The sequence below is a fragment of the Amorphus sp. 3PC139-8 genome, assembly GCF_040750475.1.
Classification (GTDB): Bacteria; Pseudomonadota; Alphaproteobacteria; order Rhizobiales; family Amorphaceae; genus Amorphus.
The window spans coordinates 65,448-88,191 of sequence record NZ_JABJVY010000014.1 but is presented as its reverse complement, the minus strand read 5'-3'; the positions used below and the strand labels follow the sequence as shown (position 1 = coordinate 88,191).

At 65.0% G+C, this 22,744-nt stretch carries 19 protein-coding genes; 14 read left to right on the top strand and 5 right to left on the bottom strand.

The features are described 5' to 3' along the window. Positions 1-360: 360 nt before the first annotated feature. The gene (gene uvrA, locus HNS03_RS14465; protein ID WP_367196250.1) at positions 361-3,243 is read right to left on the bottom strand and encodes an excinuclease ABC subunit UvrA; all 2,883 of its coding nucleotides are present in this window, start codon (positions 3,241-3,243) and stop codon (positions 361-363) included. A 442-nt stretch (positions 3,244-3,685) separates the two neighbouring features. On the opposite strand from uvrA, the gene HNS03_RS14460 reads away from it, so the two are divergent. Together HNS03_RS14460 and HNS03_RS14455 are read left to right on the top strand one after the other, a co-directional pair. Then, complete coding sequence (locus HNS03_RS14460; RefSeq protein WP_367196211.1) at positions 3,686-4,204, top strand: single-stranded DNA-binding protein; 519 nt, start codon at positions 3,686-3,688, stop codon at positions 4,202-4,204. A 113-nt stretch (positions 4,205-4,317) separates the two neighbouring features. Further along, positions 4,318-5,190 carry a protein phosphatase 2C domain-containing protein gene (locus HNS03_RS14455; protein ID WP_367196210.1) on the top strand — a complete coding sequence of 291 codons (873 nt, stop codon included), beginning with the start codon at positions 4,318-4,320 and terminating at the stop codon, positions 5,188-5,190. A gap of 231 nt (positions 5,191-5,421) precedes the next feature. On the opposite strand, the gene HNS03_RS14450 is transcribed toward HNS03_RS14455, so the two are convergent. Next, a complete protein-coding gene (locus HNS03_RS14450; protein ID WP_367196209.1) occupies positions 5,422-6,057 on the bottom strand; it encodes a MarC family protein in 636 nt (211 codons plus the stop codon). 272 nt (positions 6,058-6,329) lie between these two features. On the opposite strand from HNS03_RS14450, the gene gyrA reads away from it, so the two are divergent. Further along, positions 6,330-9,086, top strand: coding sequence for a DNA gyrase subunit A (gene gyrA / locus HNS03_RS14445; RefSeq protein WP_367196208.1), 2,757 nt, complete (start codon positions 6,330-6,332; stop codon positions 9,084-9,086). A gap of 229 nt (positions 9,087-9,315) precedes the next feature. Here gyrA and HNS03_RS14440 read toward each other — a convergent pair whose 3' ends face one another. Further along, positions 9,316-9,843 carry a hypothetical protein gene (locus tag HNS03_RS14440; RefSeq protein ID WP_367196207.1) on the bottom strand — a complete coding sequence of 176 codons (528 nt, stop codon included), beginning with the start codon at positions 9,841-9,843 and terminating at the stop codon, positions 9,316-9,318. Between the two features lie 236 nt (positions 9,844-10,079). Here HNS03_RS14440 and coaD point away from each other — a divergent pair, with 236 nt between their 5' ends. The 5 genes from coaD to tgt all read left to right on the top strand — a co-directional run bounded on the left by coaD (position 10,080) and on the right by tgt (position 14,306). Beyond that, positions 10,080-10,589 (top strand): pantetheine-phosphate adenylyltransferase, encoded by a 510-nt coding sequence (gene coaD / locus HNS03_RS14435; RefSeq protein ID WP_367196206.1) that lies wholly within the window; start codon positions 10,080-10,082, stop codon positions 10,587-10,589. 35 nt (positions 10,590-10,624) lie between these two features. Further along, positions 10,625-11,176, top strand: a complete 552-nt coding sequence (locus HNS03_RS14430) for a peptidylprolyl isomerase (protein ID WP_367196205.1) — start codon at positions 10,625-10,627, stop codon at positions 11,174-11,176. Positions 11,177-11,230: 54 nt separating this feature from the next. Beyond that, positions 11,231-11,698 (top strand): peptidylprolyl isomerase, encoded by a 468-nt coding sequence (locus tag HNS03_RS14425; RefSeq protein ID WP_367196204.1) that lies wholly within the window; start codon positions 11,231-11,233, stop codon positions 11,696-11,698. Between the two features lie 341 nt (positions 11,699-12,039). Next, positions 12,040-13,164, top strand: coding sequence for a tRNA preQ1(34) S-adenosylmethionine ribosyltransferase-isomerase QueA (queA, locus tag HNS03_RS14420; RefSeq protein ID WP_367196203.1), 1,125 nt, complete (start codon positions 12,040-12,042; stop codon positions 13,162-13,164). Next, positions 13,161-14,306, top strand: a complete 1,146-nt coding sequence (gene tgt, locus HNS03_RS14415) for a tRNA guanosine(34) transglycosylase Tgt (RefSeq protein ID WP_367196202.1) — start codon at positions 13,161-13,163, stop codon at positions 14,304-14,306. The genes queA and tgt overlap by 4 nt, the downstream gene beginning before the upstream one ends. A gap of 28 nt (positions 14,307-14,334) precedes the next feature. Here tgt and HNS03_RS14410 read toward each other — a convergent pair whose 3' ends face one another. Both HNS03_RS14410 and rsmI read right to left on the bottom strand, forming a co-directional pair. Beyond that, on the bottom strand, positions 14,335-14,703 hold the full coding sequence (locus tag HNS03_RS14410) for a YraN family protein (RefSeq protein WP_367196201.1): 369 nt from the start codon (positions 14,701-14,703) through the stop codon (positions 14,335-14,337). Continuing rightward, the gene (gene rsmI / locus HNS03_RS14405; protein WP_367196200.1) at positions 14,700-15,617 is read right to left on the bottom strand and encodes a 16S rRNA (cytidine(1402)-2'-O)-methyltransferase; all 918 of its coding nucleotides are present in this window, start codon (positions 15,615-15,617) and stop codon (positions 14,700-14,702) included. The genes HNS03_RS14410 and rsmI overlap by 4 nt, the downstream gene beginning before the upstream one ends. Before the next feature lie 134 nt (positions 15,618-15,751). Between rsmI and HNS03_RS14400 the strand changes: the two genes are divergently transcribed. The 6 genes from HNS03_RS14400 to ccoG all read left to right on the top strand — a co-directional run bounded on the left by HNS03_RS14400 (position 15,752) and on the right by ccoG (position 22,659). Beyond that, positions 15,752-16,954, top strand: a complete 1,203-nt coding sequence (locus HNS03_RS14400) for a penicillin-binding protein activator (protein WP_367196199.1) — start codon at positions 15,752-15,754, stop codon at positions 16,952-16,954. A gap of 21 nt (positions 16,955-16,975) precedes the next feature. Beyond that, complete coding sequence (coaBC, locus tag HNS03_RS14395; protein WP_367196198.1) at positions 16,976-18,214, top strand: bifunctional phosphopantothenoylcysteine decarboxylase/phosphopantothenate--cysteine ligase CoaBC; 1,239 nt, start codon at positions 16,976-16,978, stop codon at positions 18,212-18,214. Continuing rightward, positions 18,211-18,669 (top strand): dUTP diphosphatase, encoded by a 459-nt coding sequence (gene dut / locus HNS03_RS14390; RefSeq protein ID WP_367196197.1) that lies wholly within the window; start codon positions 18,211-18,213, stop codon positions 18,667-18,669. Before coaBC ends, dut begins: the two co-directional genes overlap by 4 nt. Before the next feature lie 66 nt (positions 18,670-18,735). Then, on the top strand, positions 18,736-19,530 hold the full coding sequence (locus HNS03_RS14385; protein ID WP_367196196.1) for a ThiF family adenylyltransferase: 795 nt from the start codon (positions 18,736-18,738) through the stop codon (positions 19,528-19,530). A gap of 109 nt (positions 19,531-19,639) precedes the next feature. Continuing rightward, a complete protein-coding gene (locus HNS03_RS14380) occupies positions 19,640-20,911 on the top strand; it encodes a multidrug effflux MFS transporter (protein ID WP_367196195.1) in 1,272 nt (423 codons plus the stop codon). 293 nt (positions 20,912-21,204) lie between these two features. Further along, positions 21,205-22,659: a cytochrome c oxidase accessory protein CcoG gene (ccoG, locus tag HNS03_RS14375; protein ID WP_367196194.1), complete on the top strand. Its 1,455-nt coding sequence runs from the start codon at positions 21,205-21,207 to the stop codon at positions 22,657-22,659. The last annotated feature ends 85 nt before the right edge of the window (positions 22,660-22,744 follow it).

Here is a 22,744-nt window from a genome sequence, read left to right as displayed (position 1 = left end):
CTCATTGTGGATGACTGGCATCGAAATGGTCCCGGCTGCTTGGTCCGTGACCATCGACTGACGCTTATATGGGCTAGTTTGCTTCTTCTGTAATCAGATAAAAAAGCATGTCAGTTCTGCGATGCATGCATTTCGCGCAGACCTTACGACGCAAGGTTCGACACGATTTCGTCGCAATTTGACAAGTAAAGCCGGGCCGGGCGTTGGCCGCCGAAACCTTCCGCCGTGGCGGGGCTCCTCTCTGCGCTGGCGGCGCGGACTGCATCGCGGCCGCCCGTCGTGAGCACCGAATAGGATCTAAGTTTCTGTTTTGAAATATTTTCTTGCGGAGGCTGTGCCTCCGCATGTCGTCAAATCTCTCTATTCGGCGGCGCTCGCCGTCTTCGCTTTTGGCCGGCGGGCGAGCAATTCCGCCAAGAACTGGCCGGTGTGACTCTCCTCGTTGGCGGCAATGTCCTCCGGCCGGCCCATCGCCACAATTCGGCCACCACCGTCGCCGCCTTCGGGTCCCAGATCGATCACCCAATCAGCGGTCTTGATGACCTCCAGATTGTGTTCGATCACGACCACCGTATTGCCGGTCTCCACCAGCCGGTGCAGCACCTCCAGAAGCTTGGCGACGTCGTGGAAGTGCAGTCCGGTGGTGGGCTCGTCCAAGATGTAGAGCGTGCGCCCGGTGGCGCGTTTGGAAAGCTCTTTGGCCAGCTTGACGCGCTGGGCCTCGCCACCCGAAAGCGTGGTCGCCTGCTGGCCGATCTTGATGTAGCCGAGGCCGACCTGCTTCAGCGTCTCCAGCTTGTCGCGCACCTGGGGCACGGCCTCGAAGAAGCCGCAGCCTTCTTCCACCGTCATCTCCAGGATGTCGGAGATCGACTTCTCCTTGAAGGTGACCTCCAGCGTCTCGCGGTTGTAGCGCTTGCCCTCGCAGACATCGCAGGTGACGTAGACGTCGGGCAGGAAGTGCATCTCGATCTTGATGACGCCGTCGCCCTGGCAGGCCTCGCAGCGCCCGCCTTTGACGTTGAAGGAGAAGCGACCCGGACCATAGCCGCGCGCCTTCGCCTCCGGCAGGCCGGCGAACCACTCCCGGATCGGGGTGAAGGCACCGGTGTAGGTCGCCGGATTGGAGCGTGGGGTGCGGCCGATCGGAGACTGGTCAATGTCGATAATCTTGTCGATCAGCTCCAGCCCCTCGATCGAATCGTAGGGGGCGGGCACGTCGCGGGCGCCATTCAGCCGCCGCGCCACGGCCTTGTAGAAGGTATCGAGCAGAAGCGTCGACTTGCCGCCGCCAGAGACGCCGGTGACGGCGGTGAAGGTGCCGAGCGGCAGCTCGATCGAGACGTTCTTCAGGTTGTTGCCGCGCGCACCGGTGAGCTTGATGCGCCGGCCCTTGGTCGCCTTGCGCCGCTCCGCCGGGACCGCGACCTCGCGCACGCCGGAGAGATACTGTCCGGTGAGCGAGGCCGGGTCGGCGATGATCTCCTCCGGCGTACCCTGGGAGACTACGCGGCCGCCATGGACGCCGGCGCCCGGCCCCACGTCCACCACATGGTCGGCGGCGAGGATCGCGTCCTCGTCGTGCTCGACCACGATCACCGTGTTGCCGAGATCGCGCAGCCGCTTCAGCGTTTCCAGAAGCCGGGCGTTGTCGCGCTGATGCAGCCCGATGGAGGGCTCGTCCAGCACGTAGAGCACGCCGGTGAGACCCGAGCCGATCTGCGAGGCGAGCCGGATGCGCTGGCTTTCGCCGCCGGACAGCGTGCCGGAATTGCGCGAAAGCTGCAGATAGTCGAGCCCGACGTCCACCAGGAAACGCAGTCGCTCGCGGATCTCTTTCAGGATCCGGCTGGCGATCTCGTTCTGCTTGTCGGTCAGGTGCTGGTCCAGCTCGCCGAACCAGGCGTGGGCGTCGCGGATCGACTGGGCCGAGCCTTCGCCGATATGGCGCCCGGCGATCTTCACGGCCAGCGCTTCCGGCTTCAGCCGGTAACCGCCGCAGGCGTCGCACGGCTTGTCGGATTGGTAGCGCGACAGCTCCTCGCGCACCCAGTCGGAATCGGTCTCGCGCCAGCGCCGCTCGATGTTGTTGACCACGCCTTCGAAGCTCTTCTTGGTCTGGTAGCTCCGAAGCCCGTCGTCGTAGACGAAGGTCACTTTCTCGTTGGTGCCGTAGAGGATGGCGTCGCGCAGGGCCTCGGGAAGGTCACGCCAGGGCTCGGTCATCGAGCCATCGAAATGTTTCGCCAGCGCCTCCAGCGTCTGGGTGTAGTAGGGCGAGGTGTTGCCGGTGCGCGCCCACGGCAGGACCGCGCCGGCGCGTAGCGACAGCGTCTCGTCCGGCACCACCAGGTCGGCTTCGAAGCTCAGCATCGTGCCGAGCCCGTCGCAGCTCGGACAGGCGCCAGCGGGATTGTTGAAGGAAAACAGGCGCGGCTCGATCTCGGGAATCGTAAAGCCCGACACGGGGCAGGCGAACTTCTCCGAAAACACGACCCGGCGCGGGCTGCCGTCGGCCTCGGTCTCGTCGGCGAATTCCGCTACCGCGATGCCGTCGGCAAGCCGCAGCGCGGTCTCCAGCGAGTCGGCGAGCCGGGTCGCTATATCCTCGCGCACCACCACCCGGTCGACCACCACGTCGATGTCGTGCTTCAGCTTCTTGTCCAGCGCCGGCGCCTCGCCGATCTCGTGGAAGGCGCCGTCGATCTTGACGCGTTGGAAGCCCTTCTTCTGCAGTTCGGCAAGCTCCTTGCGGTACTCGCCTTTGCGGCCACGCACGATCGGCGCGAGCAAATAGAGCCGGGTCTTCTCCGGCAGCTCCAGCACCCGATCGACCATCTGGCTGACGGTCTGGCTCTCGATCGGCAGTCCGGTCGCAGGCGAATAAGGAATGCCTACGCGCGCCCACAAGAGCCGCATATAGTCGTAGATCTCGGTGACGGTGCCGACGGTCGAACGCGGGTTCTTGGAGGTGGTTTTCTGCTCGATCGAAATCGCCGGAGACAGTCCGTCGATCTGGTCGACATCCGGCTTCTGCATCATCTCCAAGAATTGTCGGGCATAGGCCGACAGGCTTTCGACATAGCGCCGCTGGCCTTCCGCGTAGATCGTGTCGAAGGCGAGCGACGACTTGCCGGACCCGGACAGGCCGGTGAAGACCACCAGCGCATCCCGCGGGATCTCCAGATCCACGTTCTTCAGATTGTGCTCGCGGGCGCCCTTGATGGCGATCGTCTTGTGCATGAGGCGGTCTGGTCCGGTCTTGCGAAGGACGGCAATGTCGGTCGTCACTCCGTGTAGCGCCGAAGAGGGCGGGCCTGCAAACGCCGCGCCGGCTTGCGCACGGTTCGATCCGACTCGTGTATGTTCTATCTATGTTCCGGAGGTTGCGGATTGGCAAGCCCACGGCGGAGCGAGGTGCCGCGAGCGACCATGCTCACAGATAGGTCGTCTCTCAGAGGTTGCCAGGGGCACGCGTCAATGTAATATGTTCCTGGAATGTTCCAGATTTCCGGCCGAAGAGACCATCGGGGTTGGGGCACGGGCCGGAAAAAACATCGCGAAAAGACGTGGAACGTCGGGCTCGGCGATTGGTCCGCGCGCGCCGGGCCGTTATCGTCGCCGCGACTTTGATGGCGCGCCGGAGGGCTGCGCCGACAGCAACGGCGAATTTTAGGAGGCGAATATGGCCGGCAGCGTCAACAAGGTGATCCTGGTCGGCAATCTCGGGGCCGATCCGGAGATCCGCCGCACCCAGGACGGTCGGCCGGTCGCGAACCTTCGGGTCGCGACCTCGGAGAGCTGGCGCGACAAGAACTCCGGTGAGCGGCGTGAGCGCACCGAGTGGCACCGGGTGGTGATCTTCAACGAGGGCCTCTGCCGGATTGCCGAGCAGTATCTGCGCAAAGGTTCGAAGGTCTATCTGGAAGGCCAGCTCCAGACCCGGGAGTGGGAGGACCAGTCGGGCCAGAAGCGCTACACCACCGAGGTGGTGCTGCAGGGCTTCAATTCCTCGCTCACCATGCTCGACGGCCGCAACGAAGGCGGCGGTGGCGGCGGCTCCTACGGCGGGGGTGGGGGCGGTGGCTCCTATGGCGGCGGTTCCGGCGGATCGGGCGGCTTCGGCCAATCCGGCCCGATGGACACCGGCGGCGGCGGGGGTGGTGGCTATGGCCGCGACCTCGACGACGAGATCCCGTTCTGATCTCTGCCCGGTCTCAACGTCGAACGCCCTTTGCCTGACGGTGTAAGCGCGTTCGGCAACGAGTTCAGGTCGTCGGCCCATTTTGTGGGCCGGGACGCGAAGGCGGGCCGGCAATGGTCTCACTGACGCTCTTGGATCACTGCTCGCTGCCGGGCAATCCGGCGCGGGCGAACGAGGACGCGTTCGGTACCGCCGGCAACTTCGCCTGGGTGATCGACGGTGCGACCGGGGTCGGCGCGTTCGAATGCCTGGAGGGGCCGAGCGACGCGGCCTGGCTGTCGGCAACCGCCAGTGAGATCCTGGCGGAGCGCATTGGAGCGGGGACCGACGACCTTCGATCCCTTCTGGCGGAGACGATCGATCTGCTGGCGCAACGCTTCGACGAGGCCGTCGTGCGCCCGCCCGAGGCACGACATCAGCGCCCCACCGCGGCAATCCTGATCGCGCGGTTCGATCCGGACGGGATCGAGGCAATCGAGCTCGGTGACTGCCTTCTCATCGCCCGCGGAGGCGAGGGGCGGTTCGGATCGGTCGGGCTCGGCCGGCCGGGCCGGGAGGTGGAGCAGGCGGCGGCAAAGCAGATGCACGATCACGGTGCGACTCTCGACCATCCTGAGGTGCGCCGGCGCATGCGTGAGGGGCGCGACCGGCACAACACGCCCGAGGGCTACTGGATCTTCGGCCTTGACCCCGAGGTGGTCGACCACGCCCGGACGCATCGGCTCGATCTGGCCGCTTCCCAGACCGCACTTCTGGCCACCGACGGCTTCGCGGCGCTGTTTGAGGACTACGGCCGTTATTCGCCGGAGGCCGCGCTGGAAGCCGCAACGTCACGCGGACTGGCCGCGCTGGGTGAGGAGCTGCGGATGGTAGAGCACGGCGAAGACCCTTCGTGCCGGCGCTATCCGCGCTTCAAGGTGTCCGACGACGCCACCGCACTGCTGGTGCGAGGGAGATTTGAGGGCAACGGCCGCCGGCGGGGGTGAAATCGACCCTTGTCCTTCGAGACGAGTACCTCGTCTCGCAGGTCGGGGGAAGATGAGGCATAACGGTTGCCGTTATCGGCGCTGAAGAGTCCGGTGTTCGAAATGTCGTCGTAGTGAAGAACGTCCCCGCGCATGTGCCCATCTGGTCACGATGCAGTCGCCGGGGAAGTAATACGTCTTCATTATTTGTTCGAAATCGAAGATTCGACTTTCAGCCGGTGTGGCCATGCCCTATGCCGTCTTGGCGAGCGCGATCACGCCGTCGGCGACGAATTGGACGGCCAGCGCGGCAAGGATGACGCCGAGCAGGCGGGTCAGCACCGCGCGTCCGGTGTCGCCTAGAACGTGATCGACCCTTTGCGCGCCCAGAAAGATCAAAAGCGTCCCGCCAAGCACCAGCGCGAACGAGGCGATCATTCCGCCGAACGCGATCGTCGACGGTGCTTGGTCGGACAACAGGATCACGGCGGAGATCGCGCCAGGGCCGGCGATTAGCGGGATCGCAAGCGGGAAGATCGCGATGTCGTGGTCTTCGTCCGGGGCGCCTTCGTGGGCGGCGCTCTGGGCGATGTTCGCTTTCCGCTCGGTTCGCTTGGCGAACACCATTTCCGCGGCGATCCAGAATAGAAGCAGGCCGCCGGCGACGCGGAAGGCGGCCAGCGAGATACCCAGGAAGGAGAGCAGCGGATTGCCCACCAGCGACAGCACCAGAAGGATCGCGAATGCGACCAGGCAGCTCCGGAAGGCGACCGCGCGCCTGGCTGCCCGCGACCATCCCGGCGTCAAACCCAGAAATATTGGGGCGAGACCGATCGGATCGATGGTGACGAACAGCGTCGTCAGGGCATGGGTGAGATAGTCGATCATGCGCTGGATGGCCTCTCTATTCGGTCAATCGGGGAGCGCAATTCAAACTGTCTCGGCGGCTGAAACGCACCATTGGAACGGCCGCGTGCGACACCCATTTGACAGGAAAGCGGCCGCCTTTCCCCTGCCGAATTTGCGGTCCAGAGAACCTTGCATCTATCCGGTTGATTTCATTGACCGTTTTCCCAACGCCTCGGCACGCCGAAATTGGCTCGACTGGTGGGAATCGTCTATAGACATCGGAATCGACCAACCATGAGAGCGTATTTTCCGTGAGCGACGAGCAAGTTCCGCCGCCGGGCGACGAGCCGAAGGGCATTCGCGGCGTCTCGATCACCGACGAGATGGAGCGGTCCTATCTCGACTACGCCATGAGCGTGATCGTGAGCCGCGCCCTGCCGGACGTCCGCGACGGGCTGAAGCCGGTGCATCGGCGTATTCTCTACACGATGCACGAGAACGGCTACGACTGGAACAAGCCCTATAAGAAGTCCTCGCGCGTCGTCGGCGACGTCATGGGTAAATATCACCCCCATGGCGACCAGGCGATCTACGACGCGTTAGTGCGCATGGCGCAGGATTTCTCCATGCGGCTGCCGCTGGTCGATGGCCAGGGTAACTTCGGCTCCGTCGATGGCGATCCGCCCGCCGCGATGCGTTACACCGAGGTCCGCCAGGAGAAAGTCGCGACGGCGCTTCTGGATGACATCGACAAGCAGACCGTTGACTTCCAGGACAACTACGACAATTCCGAGCGCGAACCGGTGGTGCTGCCGGCGCGCTTCCCAAACCTGTTGGTCAATGGCGCCGGTGGCATCGCCGTCGGCATGGCGACCAACGTGCCGCCGCACAATCTGGGCGAGGTGATCGACGCGGTCATCGCGCTGATCGACGATCCGACGCTCACGGCTGAGGCGCTGTGGGAGATCGTGCCGGGGCCGGACTTCCCGACCGGCGGCAGCATTCTCGGCCGCTCCGGCATTCGCTCGGCCTATCAGACCGGGCGCGGTTCGATCGTGATGCGCGGCAAGGTCGAGATCGAGACGGCCGGCAAGGACCGCGAGGCGCTGGTGATCAAGGAGATCCCCTATCAGGTCAACAAGGCCTCGATGGTGGAGAAGATCGCCGAGCTGGTGCGCGAAAAGCGCGTCGAGGGCATTTCGGATCTGCGCGACGAATCCGATCGCGACGGCCTGCGAGTGGTGGTCGAACTGAAGCGCGACGCCGTCGCCGACGTCGTGCTGAACCAGCTCTATCGCTTCTCGCCGCTGCAGACGACGTTCGGCGCCAACATGGTGGCGCTCAACTACGGCCGGCCGGAGTTGATGCAGCTTCGCGACCTGCTTACGGCCTTCATCGGCTTCCGCGAGGAGGTCGTCACCCGGCGCACCAAGTTCCTGCTCAACAAGGCGCGCGACCGTGCACACGTGCTGGTCGGTCTGGCGATCGCCGTTGCCAATATCGACGAGGTGATCCATTTGATCCGCACCTCGCCGGATCCCGCGACCGCCCGCAGAGAGCTGATGAACCGCGACTGGCCGGCGCGCGACATGATCCCGTTGGTGCGGCTGATCGACGATCCGCGCCATGCGGTTGCCGAGGACGGCACCTGCCGGCTGTCGGAAGAGCAGGCGCGGGCGATCCTGGACCTCCGCCTGCAGCGGCTGACGGCGCTGGGACGCGACGAGATCGGCGAGGAGCTCAACAAGCTCGCCGAGGAGATCAAGGATTATCTTGAGATCCTGCGCTCGCGCATCCGCGTCCTGGAAATCATCAAGGACGAGCTGACCGCGGTGAAGGAAGAGTTCGCCACACCGCGGCGCACCGAGATCCTGGAAGGCGGGGCGGACCTCGAAGACGAGGACCTGATCCAGCGTGAGGACATGGTCGTCACCGTCAGCCACGCCGGCTACGTCAAGCGCGTGCCGCTCGCCACCTACCGCGCGCAGCGTCGCGGCGGCAAGGGCAGGTCCGGCATGTCGACCCGCGAGGCGGATTTCGTCGCCCGGCTGTTCGTGGCCAACACCCACACGCCGGTGCTGTTCTTCTCCTCGCGCGGCATCGTCTACAAGCAGAAGGTCTGGCGGCTGCCGCTCGCCGCGCCGCAGGCGCGCGGCAAGGCGCTGATCAACATCCTGCCGCTTGAGCAGGGTGAGGGCATCTCGTCGATCCTGCCGCTCACGGAGGACGAGGAGAGCTGGGGCGAACTCGACGTGATGTTCGCCACCTCCAAGGGCACGGTCCGCCGCAACAAGTTGTCCGACTTCGTGCAGGTGAACCGGGCCGGCAAGATCGCCATGAAGCTCGACGAGGGCGACAGCATCGTCGGCGTCCAGATCTGTTCGCCGGACGACGACGTGCTGCTGACCACGGCGCACGGCCAGGCGATTCGCTTCCCGGTGACGGACGTTCGCGTTTTCGCCGGCCGTTCCTCAACCGGTGTGCGCGGCATCTCGCTCGGAAACAGCGACCAGGTCATCTCCATGTCGATCCTGCGTCACGTGGAGGCCTCGCCGGCCGAACGCTCCGCCTATCTCAAGATGCGCCGCGCGGTGGCGGGCGAGGGCGAGACGAACGGCGACGTCGAGATGGAAGAGACCGGCGACGTCGAGCTGGGCGCGGAGCGCTATGCCGAGCTCGGCGCAGCCGAGCAGGTGATCCTGGCAATTTCGGAGAACGGCTTCGGCAAGCGCACTTCCGCCTACGAGTATCGGGTGACGGGCCGTGGCGGCAAAGGCATCGTCGCCATGACCGTCAACGAGCGCAACGGCGAGCTGGTCGCGACCTTCCCGGTGGAGGATTCCGATCAGATCATGCTGGTGACCAACGGCGGCCAGCTCATCCGCTGCCCGGTCGACGGCATTCGGCTGGCCGGGCGCAACACCCAGGGCGTGATCGTCTTCTCGACCGCCGAAGGCGAGAAGGTGGTCTCCGTGGAGCGGGTCAGCGAGGAAGAGGCCGAAGACTACGAGGATGGTGAGAGCGATGGGACCGAAGATGGTCCCGCCGAGGGGCCGTCCGAGGAGTAAGACCGTCCGGGTTCTCGTTGTTCGCCGGCATCGACGGTCACAGCGAAAAACCGATAATCGCGTTTTTCGCCCAGCATTAAAAAAGAAATGCCCCGCAGCGTAGGTCGCTGCGGGGCGTTTCGCCTGACGGTGGGGGGGGCGAACCGTCGCGACGAAAGTCGAGCTTGGAGGGTGGTGCCCTTTCGGGCGAAATCGTCTTGCGGCCTATGCGTCCGGCCGCGAAGGTCTACTACTGCGCGCTCGCGACCTGCTGTGCCGCTGGAACCCGGTTCAGAGTCGTCGTCGCGTTGGCCCGATCGTTCGACACTTCAGTTACGAACCGGACCTTGCGCGTGGCTGGCGTTCCCGATTTCCAGCTCACGCAGGCCGGCGAAATGTTCGGCCAGGATTGGCCGGCGCACAGCTCCTGCGAAACCGATTGGAAGCGGTCTTCCTTGGCGGTGGACTGAAACCCACCCGACGTCACGCCTGCAGAAACAGCGATCGCCGTGAACAGCATGGCGCCGGAGGCTGCCAGAAAACGTGTGGTGATACGATGCTTGGTCATCTTCGCTGGCCCCTTGGTCCCGTCTCCGAGAGCTCCGTTGCCTCGATGAACTGAAGATGGGATCGATGCGGCTTCGCGCGAGTGACCGGCATCACACAATGACGGATTGCGGAATTTCGAGGTCTGGCGCGCAAGAATTTCGCGCAGGCCGGAACCATCGAAGATCGGGGTACGAAAGACCGGATTCGAAAGCGTCCGATGATGCATCATGGCTATTCTCCTCTGACCAGGAAAACGCTCCCGAGGCGAAGCGGTTCCCGGAAGAGGCCGGTATCGCGGGGAGAGAAGGGTTGCGATCCCTTGGTGCGGCAGCTAGAGCCATGTCGGCCAACGCACCGAAAGGCTCCCAAATACGGAAGGGTGTTCGGATCGCCTTTCTCCTTTTGTCCGATCCTTTCCCAACGCAGCTTCTGTTCCGAGTCCATAACAGCCTCTAGGAATTTTGAATGGCGGACGCCACGCGCATCGCGCTCTATCCGGGGTCGTTCGACCCGGTGACCAACGGCCACCTGGACGTTCTTTCCCACGCACTCGGCATTGCCGACCGCGTCGTGGTCGCGATCGGAGTGCATCCCGGCAAGGCGCCAATGTTCTCGTTCGAGGAGCGGGTGGACATGCTGCGCGACGTGGCGCGCACTCTGCTGCCGGCCGATGAACAGCACCGTCTCGAGGTCGTTTCGTTCGACAATCTGGTGATCGACGCGGCCGCCGATCACGGTGCGAGCCTTTTGATCCGCGGGCTGCGGGACGGCACCGATCTTGATTACGAGATGCAGATGGCTGGCATGAACCGGACCCTTCGCCCGGAGGTGCAGACCGTGTTCCTGCCCGCCTCGCCCGAAGTTCGTCACATCACGGCCACGCTTGTGCGCCAGATCGCGAAAATGGGTGGTCGGACGGCCGATTTCGTTCCCGCCGACGTTGCCCGGCGCCTTGCCGAAAAGACACGGCCTTAACCTTCTCTCTCACGGCTCCTATCGAGAGGTCTTTCATGCTTCGCCGCCTTCTCGCCGTCGCCGCCATGGCGCTCGTGTTCGCCTTGCCGGCCGCTGCCCAGTCGAACACCAATCCGGAAAACATCCTGGTTCTGGAAACCAACAAGGGTACGGTCGAGATCGCCCTTCGGCCCGATCTTGCGCCGGCCCACGTGGAGCGCATCAAGACGCTGGCCCGTGAGGGCTTCTACGACGACGTGGTGTTCCACCGCGTGATCGAGGGTTTCATGGCTCAGACCGGCGATCCGACGGGCACCGGCGCCGGCGGCTCCGACTATCCGGACTTGAAAGCGGAGTTCACCGACACGCCCTACGAGCGCGGCACAGTCGGCATGGCGCGGGCCCAGAGCCCGGACAGCGCCAACTCGCAGTTCTTCATCATGTTCAATCGGGTGCCGAGCCTCGACGGCCAGTACACCGTGTTCGGCGAGGTCATCGACGGCATGGACGTCGTCGACTCGATCAAGAAGGGCTCCAAGAGCGCCAATGGACGGGTGTCCAATCCGGACCGCATCGTTGACGCCTACATCGCCGCCGACAAGAACTGATCCAACCGTCGCGTTCGGCGCGGCGTGCTGACACACAAAAAAGGAGAGTCCGACGTGGCCACTGATCCTGAGAACACCCTGGTGCTCGACACCTCCCGCGGCCGCGTAACGATCGAGCTGAAGCCCGATCTGGCGCCGAACCACGTCGCGCGCATCAAGGAGCTGGTGCGCGACGGCTTCTATGACGGCATTGTCTTCCACCGCGTGATCGAGGGCTTCATGGCCCAAACCGGCTGCCCCCGCGGTACCGGTACTGGCGGGTCCGGCAAGAAGCTGGCGCAGGAGTTCAACGAGGCACCGCACGAGCGCGGCACCGTCTCCATGGCCCGCACCCAGGATCCGAACTCCGGCGACAGCCAGTTCTTCATCTGTTTTGACCGCCATCCCTTCCTCGACCGCCAGTACACGGTCTGGGGCCAGGTGACCGAGGGTATGGATGCCGTCGACCAGATCAAGCGGGGCGAACCCGTCGTCGATCCGGACCGCATCGAGAAGGCTTGGATCGCCGCCGACGCGGCGTAAGGGCTTGGGGCTCTAGCCCTTTGTTTTGACGCGTTTCCGGACGGAAACCGGTTTCCACTTGGCCTGGAAATGCTCTAGCCCGATTGATCTGCAGGTTCGGGAAATGTGATCTCCCGGACCTGCTCCAATCTCCGCTCATTCCCGCGAAAGCGGAAATCCATGGTGAGCATGCGGAGGCGCGCAGAGAATGCGTCTGGGATGACACGTTCCGTAGCCGGGCCCGTTTGCGTTGAACCGGACCTTCTGGTCCGCACTCCATCGAACCGCCCTATGGATTCCCGCTTTCGCGGGAATGAGCGGAGTGTGTCGTTAAGACCGCTAAGGCACGGATTCTCTGGGACATGTGCAAAGGTGCCGAAGCCGGTAAGAACGACCAGGATCGGCTCACGCTTTCCGATTTCGATTTCGATCTGCCGCAGGAGCGGATCGCGCTTCGTCCGGCGCGTCCGCGCGATGCGGCGCGAATGCTCGTCGTTCGCCCGGGCGGCAATCCGGTGCTTGAGGACCGCATCGCCCGGGACTTGCCGGAGCTGCTGGCACCGGGCGACATTCTCGTCTTCAACGACACCAAGGTGATTCCGGCGCAGCTTTTCGGCATGCGCACGCGCGGTGACGCCGAGGCTCAAATCTCCGCGACGCTGCATAAGGATCTCGGCGGAGCGCGTTGGCGCGCGTTCGTGCGCCCGGCCAAACGCCTTCGCGAGGGTGAGGTGGTCCGGTTTTCCGCCGATCCGGTCGCGTCGAGCGAAGGCGCTTTGACGGCGACTGTTAGCGAGCTTGAAGGGGGCGAGGCGACGCTCTCATTTGAGGCACCTGAAGCTGACCTTGTCGAGCGTCTGGGTACGGTGGGCCATGTGCCGCTGCCGCCCTATATCGCGCGCCGGCGATCGGACGACGTCTCCGACAAGGACGACTATCAGACCGTCTATGCTCGCGAGCCGGGGTCGGTGGCAGCCCCCACCGCCGGGCTCCACTTCACCCCGAACCTGATGGATCGTTTGCGCGATCGCGGCATCGGCACCGCATATGTGACCCTTCATGTCGGGCCGGGCACTTTCCTGCCGGTGAAGCACGAGGATCTCGACGCCCACCCGATGCACGCGGAATTCGGTGTGGTGAGCGCCGAGACGGCTGCACGTCTGAATGTCGCTCGGGCGGCTGGCGGGCGGATCGTTTCGGTGGGCACGACCAGCCTGCGTCTTCTGGAATCGGCGGCAGACGAAAGCGGCCAATTGCATCCTTTCGCCGATGAGACCGCGATCTTCATCCGGCCCGGCTATCGCTTCCGCGCCGTCGATCTCCTGATGACCAACTTTCACCTGCCGAAATCGACCTTGTTCATGCTGGTCTCTGCCTTTTCCGGTCTCGCCACCATGCGCGCCGCCTATCAACATGCGATCGAAAGCGGCTATCGGTTCTACTCCTACGGCGATGCGAGTCTGCTTTTCCCGGAGACCGCCCCGTGACCCAGCGCTTCTCGTTCGAGCTTCTTGCCGGCGACGGGACGGCACGGCGCGGGCGGATCCAAACCCCGCACGGGCTGGTGGAGACCCCGGCCTTCATGCCCGTGGGCACCCAGGCGACGGTCAAGACCATGCTGCCGGAGCATGTGCGCGAAACCGGCGCCGACGTGGTGCTGGGCAATGTCTACCATCTGATGCTGCGGCCCGGCGCAGAGCGGATCGACCGGCTCGGCGGCTTGCATCGGTTCATGAACTGGCCGCACACGATCTTGACGGATTCCGGCGGCTTTCAGGTCATGTCGCTAGCTGCGTTGCGCAAGCTCGACAACGACGGCGTGACCTTCAAAAGCCATATCGATGGCTCCATGCACCGGCTGACGCCGGAGCGCTCGGTGGAGATCCAGGGGCTTCTGGGCTCCGACATCCAGATGCAGCTCGATGAGTGCGTGCGGCTGCCGGCTTCGCGCGAGGAGATCGCTCGCGGTATGCGGTTGAGCCTCGACTGGGCCGAGCGCTCGCGCTCCGAGTTCGAACGGCGCGGCGGCCCGGAAAAGGGGCAGGGCCTGTTTGGCATCGTCCAGGGCGGCGACGACCATGCACTGCGCGCCGAATCGGCCAATGCTTTGGCTGCGATGCCATTCGAAGGCTATTCGATCGGCGGGCTTGCCGTAGGCGAGCCGCAGGAGGTCATGTTCGAGATGACGGCGGCGGTGACCGCCTGTCTGCCGACCCATAAGCCGCGCTATCTGATGGGGGTTGGAACGCCGGACGACCTGATCGGATCGGTGGAGCGCGGGGTCGACATGTTCGACTGCGTGATGCCCACCCGCGCCGGCCGTCACGGCGTTGCCTACACCCGCTTCGGAAAGCTGAACCTCAAGAATGCCCGCCATGCCGAAGAGATCGCGCCGCTCGATCCGGAAGGGCCGACGGAGGTCTCGCGCAGCTACAGCCGCGCCTACCTCCATCATCTGATCCGTGCCGGCGAAACGCTGGGCGCGATCCTGCTGACCTGGAACAACATCGCCTACTATCAAGCGCTGATGCGGCGCTTGCGCGCGGCGATCGAGGCCGGTGGCTTTGCCGAGGAGGCTGCGGCGATCCGGGCGGAGTGGGAGCGCGGCGACCCGGTCGGTGCCGCCTGACGATCTCGCCCTTTGTCCATCCGGGGTTTTAAGCCTCGAATGCGTTGACGACGTGCACCGGCCAGCGGCCGGGCATCACGGCGATGATATCGAACCGGATGGTATGGTCGCCGTAGCGCGGGTTCTGTGCGAGCCAGACGGCGGCGGCTCGAACGATCCGGGTCTGAGACCGCGATCCGACGGCTTCCAAAGCCGCGGCCTCGGTCGCCCGCGCTTTGACCTCCACGATCGCAATCGTCCTGCCACGCTTTGCGACCAGATCGATCTCGCCGGCGCCTGTCCGCACGCGTCGCCCAAGGATGCGGTAGGCCTTTAGGGAGAGGGCGGCCGCTGCGCGCGATTCCGCGCCAAGCCCCCAGCGATAGGCGCGCCGCCGCGCCGGTGCCGGCGCGCTCACGACGCATCGTCCTCCGCTGGGGCATCGGCTTTCAGCGTCAGCGCCATCTGAAACAATTCGCGCCGATCGCGCCCGGTGATGCGGGCCACCTCGGCCGCGGCCTTGCCGGCGGGCAACCGCTCAAGGGCAGCGGACAGCAATGCCTCGGCGTCGTCGGCGCTCGCCGCCTCGTCCGCCGGAGGGCCGACCACGATCGCGATCTCGCCCTTCACGGCGCCCTTCACCGGAAAGGCCTGGCTAAGGGCGCCGAGCGTGCCGCGGGTGACGGTCTCGAATTTCTTGGTGAGCTCGCGACAGACCGACGCAGGGCGATCCGTGCCGCAGATCTCGGTGAGATCGGCGAGCGTCTGGCCAAGCCGATTCGGCGATTCGTAAAGCACGAGACTGGCCGGAAGCCGCGCGAAGGTCTCGATTCGTCGCCGGCGCGGGCCGCCCTTTTGCGGTAGGAAACCGAGAAATACGACCGTGTCGGTGGGCAATCCGGCCGCCGTCAGCGAGGCCGTCAACGCCGAGGCGCCGGGAATGGGAAACACCGCGTGTCCGGCCGCGGCAGCTTCCTCCACGAGCCGAAAGCCGGGGTCGGAGACCAGCGGGGTGCCGGCATCCGAGACCAGCGCGATCGCCTCGCCGGCTGCCAGTCGCTCCAGGATCTTAGGGCGCTGCTTGGTCGCGTTGTGCTCGTGATAGGCGGAAAGCGGAACGCGGATCTGGTAGCGGTCGAGCAGCACGCGGGTGACGCGGGTGTCCTCGCAGCACACGAGATCGGCGGCGGCGAGCGTTTTCAGGGCCCGCAGGGTGATGTCGTCGAGATGGCCGATCGGGGTGGCGACCACATAGAGGCCGGGCGCGAGCGCCGGTGCGGCGAAGCGGTTGGTTTCGATCCAAAAGGCCGGGTCTCGTTGCGCGTCGCTCATAAGGTGATGCCAAACCGTTGCAGGGTTGCACTTGCGGAACGCAAATCGCCAGTGTTTGTTGAGAAAAAGCGCTGGTACGAACCCTGCGCCGGGTTTGGGGCCCGCGCAAGGTTCGGAAGAGGGATCCATCCGCCATGTCCACGTTCCGGTCCCGCATCGTCAACAAGATCTCGCGCGCCGTCGCCGTCTTCGGTTTGACGGGCGTGCTTGCGGCCTGCGTCTCGGGACCCTCCGGTCCTTATACGCCGACGGGGCCGGAGCCTGAGCCGACGCCGACATCGAACAGCGAGGTCCTGGGATCGGGATCGGTTCCGGTCGCGCTGCTGCTGCCGTTGTCGGCGGGCGGAGAAGCGGCGGGGCTCGCCACAGCTTTCCGCAATGCCGCATCGCTGGCCATGGACGATTTCCCCAATGCCGATGTGCGCATTCTGGTGCGCGACACCGGCGGCACGGAGACCGGCGCGCGCGATGCTGCCCAGGCCGCGCTCGGCGAAGGCGCAAAGCTGATCCTCGGGCCGGTGTTCTCGCCGGCGGTCGCGGGCGCCTCCACGCCGGCGCGCCAGGCGGGCGTGCCGATCATCGCCTTCTCCACCGACGCGTCGGTCGCGCGGCGCGGCGTTTACCTCTTGAGCTTCCTGCCGCGTCAGGATGCCGACCGCATCATCTCCTATTCGGTCGGCCAGGGCCGTAAGGCGCTTGCCGCGCTCGTTCCCGACAATGGTTATGGTCTCGTCATGGAAGCGGCATTCCGCGAAGCGGTGTCGCGTGAACGCGGTCAGGTCGTTGCGGTCGAGCGCTACACCACCAACAACGCCGACGATATGGCGGCCAAGGCGCAGGCGGTTGCGGCCAAGGGAGCGCAGGTCAACGCGATCTTCGTCCCGAACGGCGGTCAGGATCCGGGCATCCTTGCCACGGCATTGTCCAATAACGGGCTCGGCAGCGCCAAGCTGCTCGGCAGCGGCCAATGGGACAATGCCAATGTGCTGCAGTCGAGCGCGCTGGCGGGAAGCTGGTATCCGTCGCCGCCGCGCCGCGGGTTCGAGACCTTCTCCACCAAATATCGCCGCAAGTTTGGATCGGCCCCGCCGCGCACGTCGTCTCTTGCCTACGACGCTGCCAGCCTTGCGGCCGGTCTGGTGCGGGCGCGCGGTGCTGGCGCCTTCACCAACGAGGTGCTGACCAACTCCGATGGCTTCCTGGGCGTCGACGGCATCTTCCGCTTCCTCCCGGATGGGCGCAGCCAGCGTGGCCTGGCGGTCTACGAGGTGAGGGATGGCGGCGAGAACCGCGTTATCGCGCCGGCGCCGAAAAGCTTCTCGTCGAGCGGCTTTTAGGCGCGCATCGGAGTGAGAGCCATGCTCGACGGCAAGCGGATCCTGCTGGTCGTTGCCGGCGGGATCGCGGCCTACAAGTCGCTGGAGCTGATCCGGCGGCTGAAAGACCGCGGCGCGAGCGTGCCGGTTATCCTGACACCCGCTGCCGAGGCGTTCGTGACGCCGCTCGCTGCAGGCGCGCTTGCCAATGAGCCGGTGCATCGCGACCTGTTCGACCTGACCCGGGAAAGCGAGATCGGCCATATTCGTCTCTCGCGGGAAGCCGATCTCCTGGTGGTGGCTCCGGCGACCGCCGATCTGATCGCCAAGATGGTGAATGGGTTCGCCGACGATCTTGCCTCCACCGCGCTGCTTGCGACCGACAAGCTGGTCCTGATCGCGCCGGCCATGAATCCGCGCATGTGGGCGCATCCGGCGACTCGCCGCAATGTGGCGCAGCTCCTTGCCGACGGCATCCACATGGTGGGGCCGAACGCGGGAGAGATGGCGGAGCGCGGCGAGGCGGGTGTTGGCCGGATGGCGGAGCCGGACGAGATCATTTCCGCAATCGAGACTGCCCTTTCGACGGAACCGGCTTTGATCGCCGGACCGAAAGCGCTTGCCGGGCGTCGGGTGATCGTGACTTCCGGTCCGACCCACGAGCCAATCGACCCCGTGCGCTACCTGGCGAACCGGTCGTCCGGGCGCCAGGGCCATGCGATCGCCGCCGCCTGTGCCGCGGCGGGCGCCACGGTGACGCTGGTTTCCGGCCCTGTGACGATCCCGCCGCCGCCGGGCGTGACGACGGTATCGGTGGAAACGGCGGGCGAAATGCTGGAAGCCGTCGAGGCGGCGCTTCCGGCAGATGTGGCGGTGATGGCGGCCGCCGTTGCGGATTGGCGGGTCGCTCGCGCGGCCGAGCGCAAGTTGAAGAAGCCGGCCGACGGGGCGTCCCCGATGCTCGAACTGGTGGAAAATCCCGACATTCTGGCCACCGTCGGGCGCCATCACACCTTGCGGCCACGCCTGGTGGTTGGCTTTGCCGCCGAAACCAACGATCTTGTCGAGAACGCCATGTCCAAGCTGGCGCGCAAGGGCGCCGACTGGATCGTCGCCAATGACGTGAGCCCCGAAACGGGGGTTATGGGCGGCGATGCCAACACGGTTCGCATTCTTTCGGCGGAGGGGGTCGAGGAGTGGCCGAAGATGGCGAAAGAAGAGGTTGCCGAGCGGCTGGTCGCCAAGATCGCCGCAACCCTCGATCAGGCGGGCACGACGTGACGGCACCGATCCTGAAAGTGCAGCGGCTCGCCCATGGCGCCGACTTGCCGCTGCCGGCCTACCAGAGTGCGGCGGCTGCCGGCATGGACTTGGTCGCTGCCATTCCAGTGGAGGCCCCGCTGACCGTGGCCCCTGGGGCGCGCGTCAAGGTCCCGACCGGGCTGAAGATTGCGCTTCCCTTCGGCACGGAGGGCCAGGTCCGGCCGCGCTCCGGGCTTGCCGCGCGCCATGGCCTGACGGTGTTGAACGCGCCGGGCACCATCGATGCCGACTATCGCGGCGAGGTCGCGGTGCTTCTGGTCAATCTCGGCCAGGAGGCCGTTACGATCGCTCGCGGTGACCGGATCGCTCAGCTCGTGGTCGCGCCGGTTCTGCAGGCCGAGGTGAAGGAAGCCGGCGAGCTCGACGAGACCTCTCGCGGCGCAGGTGGATTCGGTTCGACCGGGTTCGGTTGATCGGATGTCTGTGCGCCTGTCGAACCACGCTTGACCGCGCGTCCGGCGGCGCGCCAAATCGGCCCCATGAGCTTTTCCCGTGACGAGATCGAACGCTATGCCCGCCATCTGGTGCTACCGGAGGTGGGCGGTCCCGGCCAGCAGAAGCTGAAGGCGGCCCGCGTTCTGGTGATCGGGGCGGGCGGGCTCGGCTCTCCGGTGATCCAATATCTCGCGGCCGCCGGCGTGGGCACCATTGGGATCGTCGACGACGATACGGTTGCGCTCTCCAACCTGCAGCGCCAGGTGCTGCACGGCACGACAGACGTGGGCCGGCCGAAGGTTGCCTCCGCGGCCGATGCGGTGGCAGACCTCAATCCGCATGTCGCGGTCATCGGACACGAAATCCGGCTGGATCCGGACAATGCCCGCGCCTTGGTAGCGGACTACGACATCGTCGCGGACGGGTCCGACAATTTCGCCACCCGCTACGCCGTGTCGGACGCCTGTTTCTACGCGCGCAGGCCGCTGGTGACGGCGGCGGTGGGGCGCTTCGATGGCTCGCTGACCATGCTGAAGCCGTACGAAGCCGGTCCGGACGGTACGCCGAACCCGACCTATCGCTGCCTGTTTCCGGCCCCGCCGCCGGCCGGCGTCATCCCGAGCTGTGCGGAAGCCGGCATTCTCGGCGTTCTGACGGGGCTCATCGGCACACTTCAGGCGCTGGAAGTTCTCAAAGAGTTGCTCGGCATCGGGGAGGGGCTTCTGGGGCGCCTGCTGCTCGTGGATGCCTTGTCGTTGCGGTTCGAGACCCTAAGCTATGGATTCGACCCACAGAACCCTCTGACCGGGTCCGGCGTTGCCACGGCGGGCACCGGATAGACCGGGCGCTTCCTTCCTATCGTTTCGATTGCTTGCTATGCATCTGGCACGCAGGAGCAACCCGCCGGCGGCATGGCGAGCCTTTGCGAGAACGGGTATCACGATCCGTATGCGACAACCCGACACATCCTCTCCCGCGCTGGCCGCTGCCCGTAAGCAGGCCCGCGAAGCCCTGGGCATGCCTTTTGCCGAGTTCATTGGCATCAACGCCTTGATGATGGCGCTGACCGCGTTCTCGGTCGATATCATGCTGCCGGCGCTGCCGGAGATCGGCAACGCCTACAATCTGGTTGACGAGAACCAGCCCCAGCTTCTCGTCGGCGTCTACATGATCGGCTTTTCGCTCGGACAGCTCATCTATGGGCCACTGTCCGATCGGTTCGGCCGGAAGCCGGTACTCTATGTCAGCCTGTTGGTCTATCTCACCGGCACGGTCATCTCGATGCTTGCCCCGGAGTTTGGGCATCTGCTTGCAGGCCGGCTCATACAGGGCATCGGGTGTGGCGGGCCGCGGGTGATCGCGATCGCCATGGTTCGCGACCGGTTCGAAGGCCGATCGATGGGCAAGGTGATGTCCTTCATCATGATGGTGTTCATCATCGTTCCCGTCATTGCGCCGTCGGTCGGCGGCGGCATCGCTGCGTTCGGGCCGTGGACCTGGATCTTCGCCTTCTTGCTTCTGGTCGGATTGACCTTGCTGGTCTGGGGAGGCTTCCGCCTGCCGGAGACGTGCCCGCCGGAGAACCGGTCAAGCCTGTCGCCGACGTCTTTGCTGCGCGCCTTCAAGACCGTTCTGACCACCCGCCAGACCGTCGGCTATGCGATCTCTCTCGGCTTCATGTTCGGCGTCATGATCGGATACGTCAGCTCCGCCCAGCAGGTCTATCAGGAGGTATTCGGGCTGGGGGCGTCGTTCCCGATCTTCTTCGGAGCAGTGGCGATTTTCATGTCCGGCTCCTCGCTCGCAAACTCCCAGCTCGTCGAGCGGCTCGGCATGCGTCGCCTGTCGCACAGCGCGCTTTCGGTGATGACGCTGCTTCTGGTCTCCGCGATGATCGTGGATGAGATCGCGCCGCTAACCCTAGTGGAATTCACCTGCTTCTTCGGCGCGGTGTTCTTCTGTGTCGGATTGATCCTGCCGAACTTCAACGCCATCGCCATGGAGCCGCTCGGTCGGGTGGCCGGCATGGGCTCCTCGCTGATCGGTGCCTACATGACCGGTGTAGGCGCGGTGTTCGGCACGATCATCGGACAGAGCTTCGACGGGACGATCCAGCCAATGATTCGCGGATTTGCGGTCTATGCGGTGTTCTCGCTGCTTGCGCTATTGATCACTGAACGCGGCCGCCTGTTCGGCGTCGGCGAGAACCGCCAATCCTGATTGCGTTTTAGCGGGGCCACACGTCCCGCGCGGCAATTTGCCGTCTGACGAGCGACATTTGATGCGCCCATGTCCGTGGACATACGGACATGGGCGCTGTCGTTTCCGGCCGCTATTTCGCTCGCAAGAGCGGCAAGCTGTCGCGAAGCTTGCCGTTTTGCTGCAGTGCGGCATCGCGTCTCGCGTTTGACGACAATCAAAGCGCTAAATCAGTGACCGGGCATTTTGGGCTTCGATGGGAGAGCTCATTTTCGCTCGTGGATAAGAATTTGGCGAATTCAAAGGACACAACAATGCGCGTCGACACGACGAGCGGCGGGACCGCCGGCGACGGACCGCTCTACGTCGCGGCAAAGAAGATCTATCCCCAGGCCGTTCATGGCCGGTTCCGCAAGATCAAATGGGGTCTTCTGGCCGTAACCTTGTCGATCTACTACTTCCTGCCGTTCGTGCGGTGGGATCGCGGCGCCAATGCGCCCGACCAGGCGTTGTTGATCGATCTCGACGGCCGACGCGCCTATTTCTTTTCCATCGAGATCTGGCCGCAGGAAATCTACTACCTGACGGGCCTGTTGATCCTGGCCGCGCTGATACTGTTCCTGATGAACGCGGTCGCCGGCCGGATCTGGTGCGGCTACCTTTGCCCGCAGACCGTGTGGACCGACCTGTTCATGCTGATCGAGCGCTGGATCGAGGGCGATCGGCGCGAGCGCATGAAGCTCGATGCACAGCCGATGAACGCGCAAAAGATGGCCAAGAAGGGCATCAAGCACGTTCTCTGGCTTGCGATCGCCATGTGGACCGGCGGTGCGTGGATTCTCTATTTTGGCGACGCGCCGACGATCGTGGGCGACTTGTTCACGCTGCAGGCGGCGCCGGTCACCTACGTGTTCGTGGCGATCCTGACGTTCACGACCTATTCGCTCGCCGGCATGATGCGCGAGCAGGTCTGCACCTATATGTGCCCGTGGCCGCGCATCCAGGCGGCATTGACGGACGAATGGGCCCTGAACGTCACCTACCGCGCCGACCGCGGCGAGCCCCGGGGCTCGCTGAAGGAGATGAAGAAGCGGGCGGAAGAGGGGCTGCCGGCGGGTGATTGCATCGACTGCTATCAGTGCCTGCACGCCTGCCCGACGGGCGTCGATATCCGCAACGGAATGCAGCTTGAGTGCATCCAGTGCGGACTTTGCATCGACGCCTGCGATTCGGTGATGAAGAAGATCGGCCGACCGACCGGCCTGATCGGCTACGACACCGACATGAATCTTGCACGCCGGGAAGAAGGCAAGCCGCCGATCTACAACCTGGTTCGCGTCCGCACGGTGATCTACGCCGCGATCATCGCGATTGTTGGGTCCATCATGATCTATACGCTCACCTCGCGCTCTTTTGCCGACGTGAACGTGCTGCACGATCGCAACCCGGTGTTCGTGCGGCTGTCGGAAGGCGGCGTGCGCAACGGTTACACAGTGCGCATCCTGAACAAGCGCCCCTATGAGCGGACATTCCTGTTGCGGGTGGCCGGTCTGCCGGAAGATGCGCGGCTGGAGGCGGTCGGTATCAGTCAGTCGGTCGACGGCAATCCGATCATTACGGTTGGGCCGGACCGGACTCGCGAGCTGCGTGTGCTCGTGTTTACGTCGGGGACCGACGAGCTTGCGGCCTCCACGGAGGTGGTCTTCCAAATTGTCGACGTGAAGGACGGCGAGCGGGCGACCGCCGGCGACATGTTCAAGACCCAATAGGGGCCCGGAGAGGGCCGGGTGGGTGCGGTCCACGCCGCTCCCGCCGTGTTGGCGCCCGCAAAGGGTGAATGACTTGCGGAAAGGC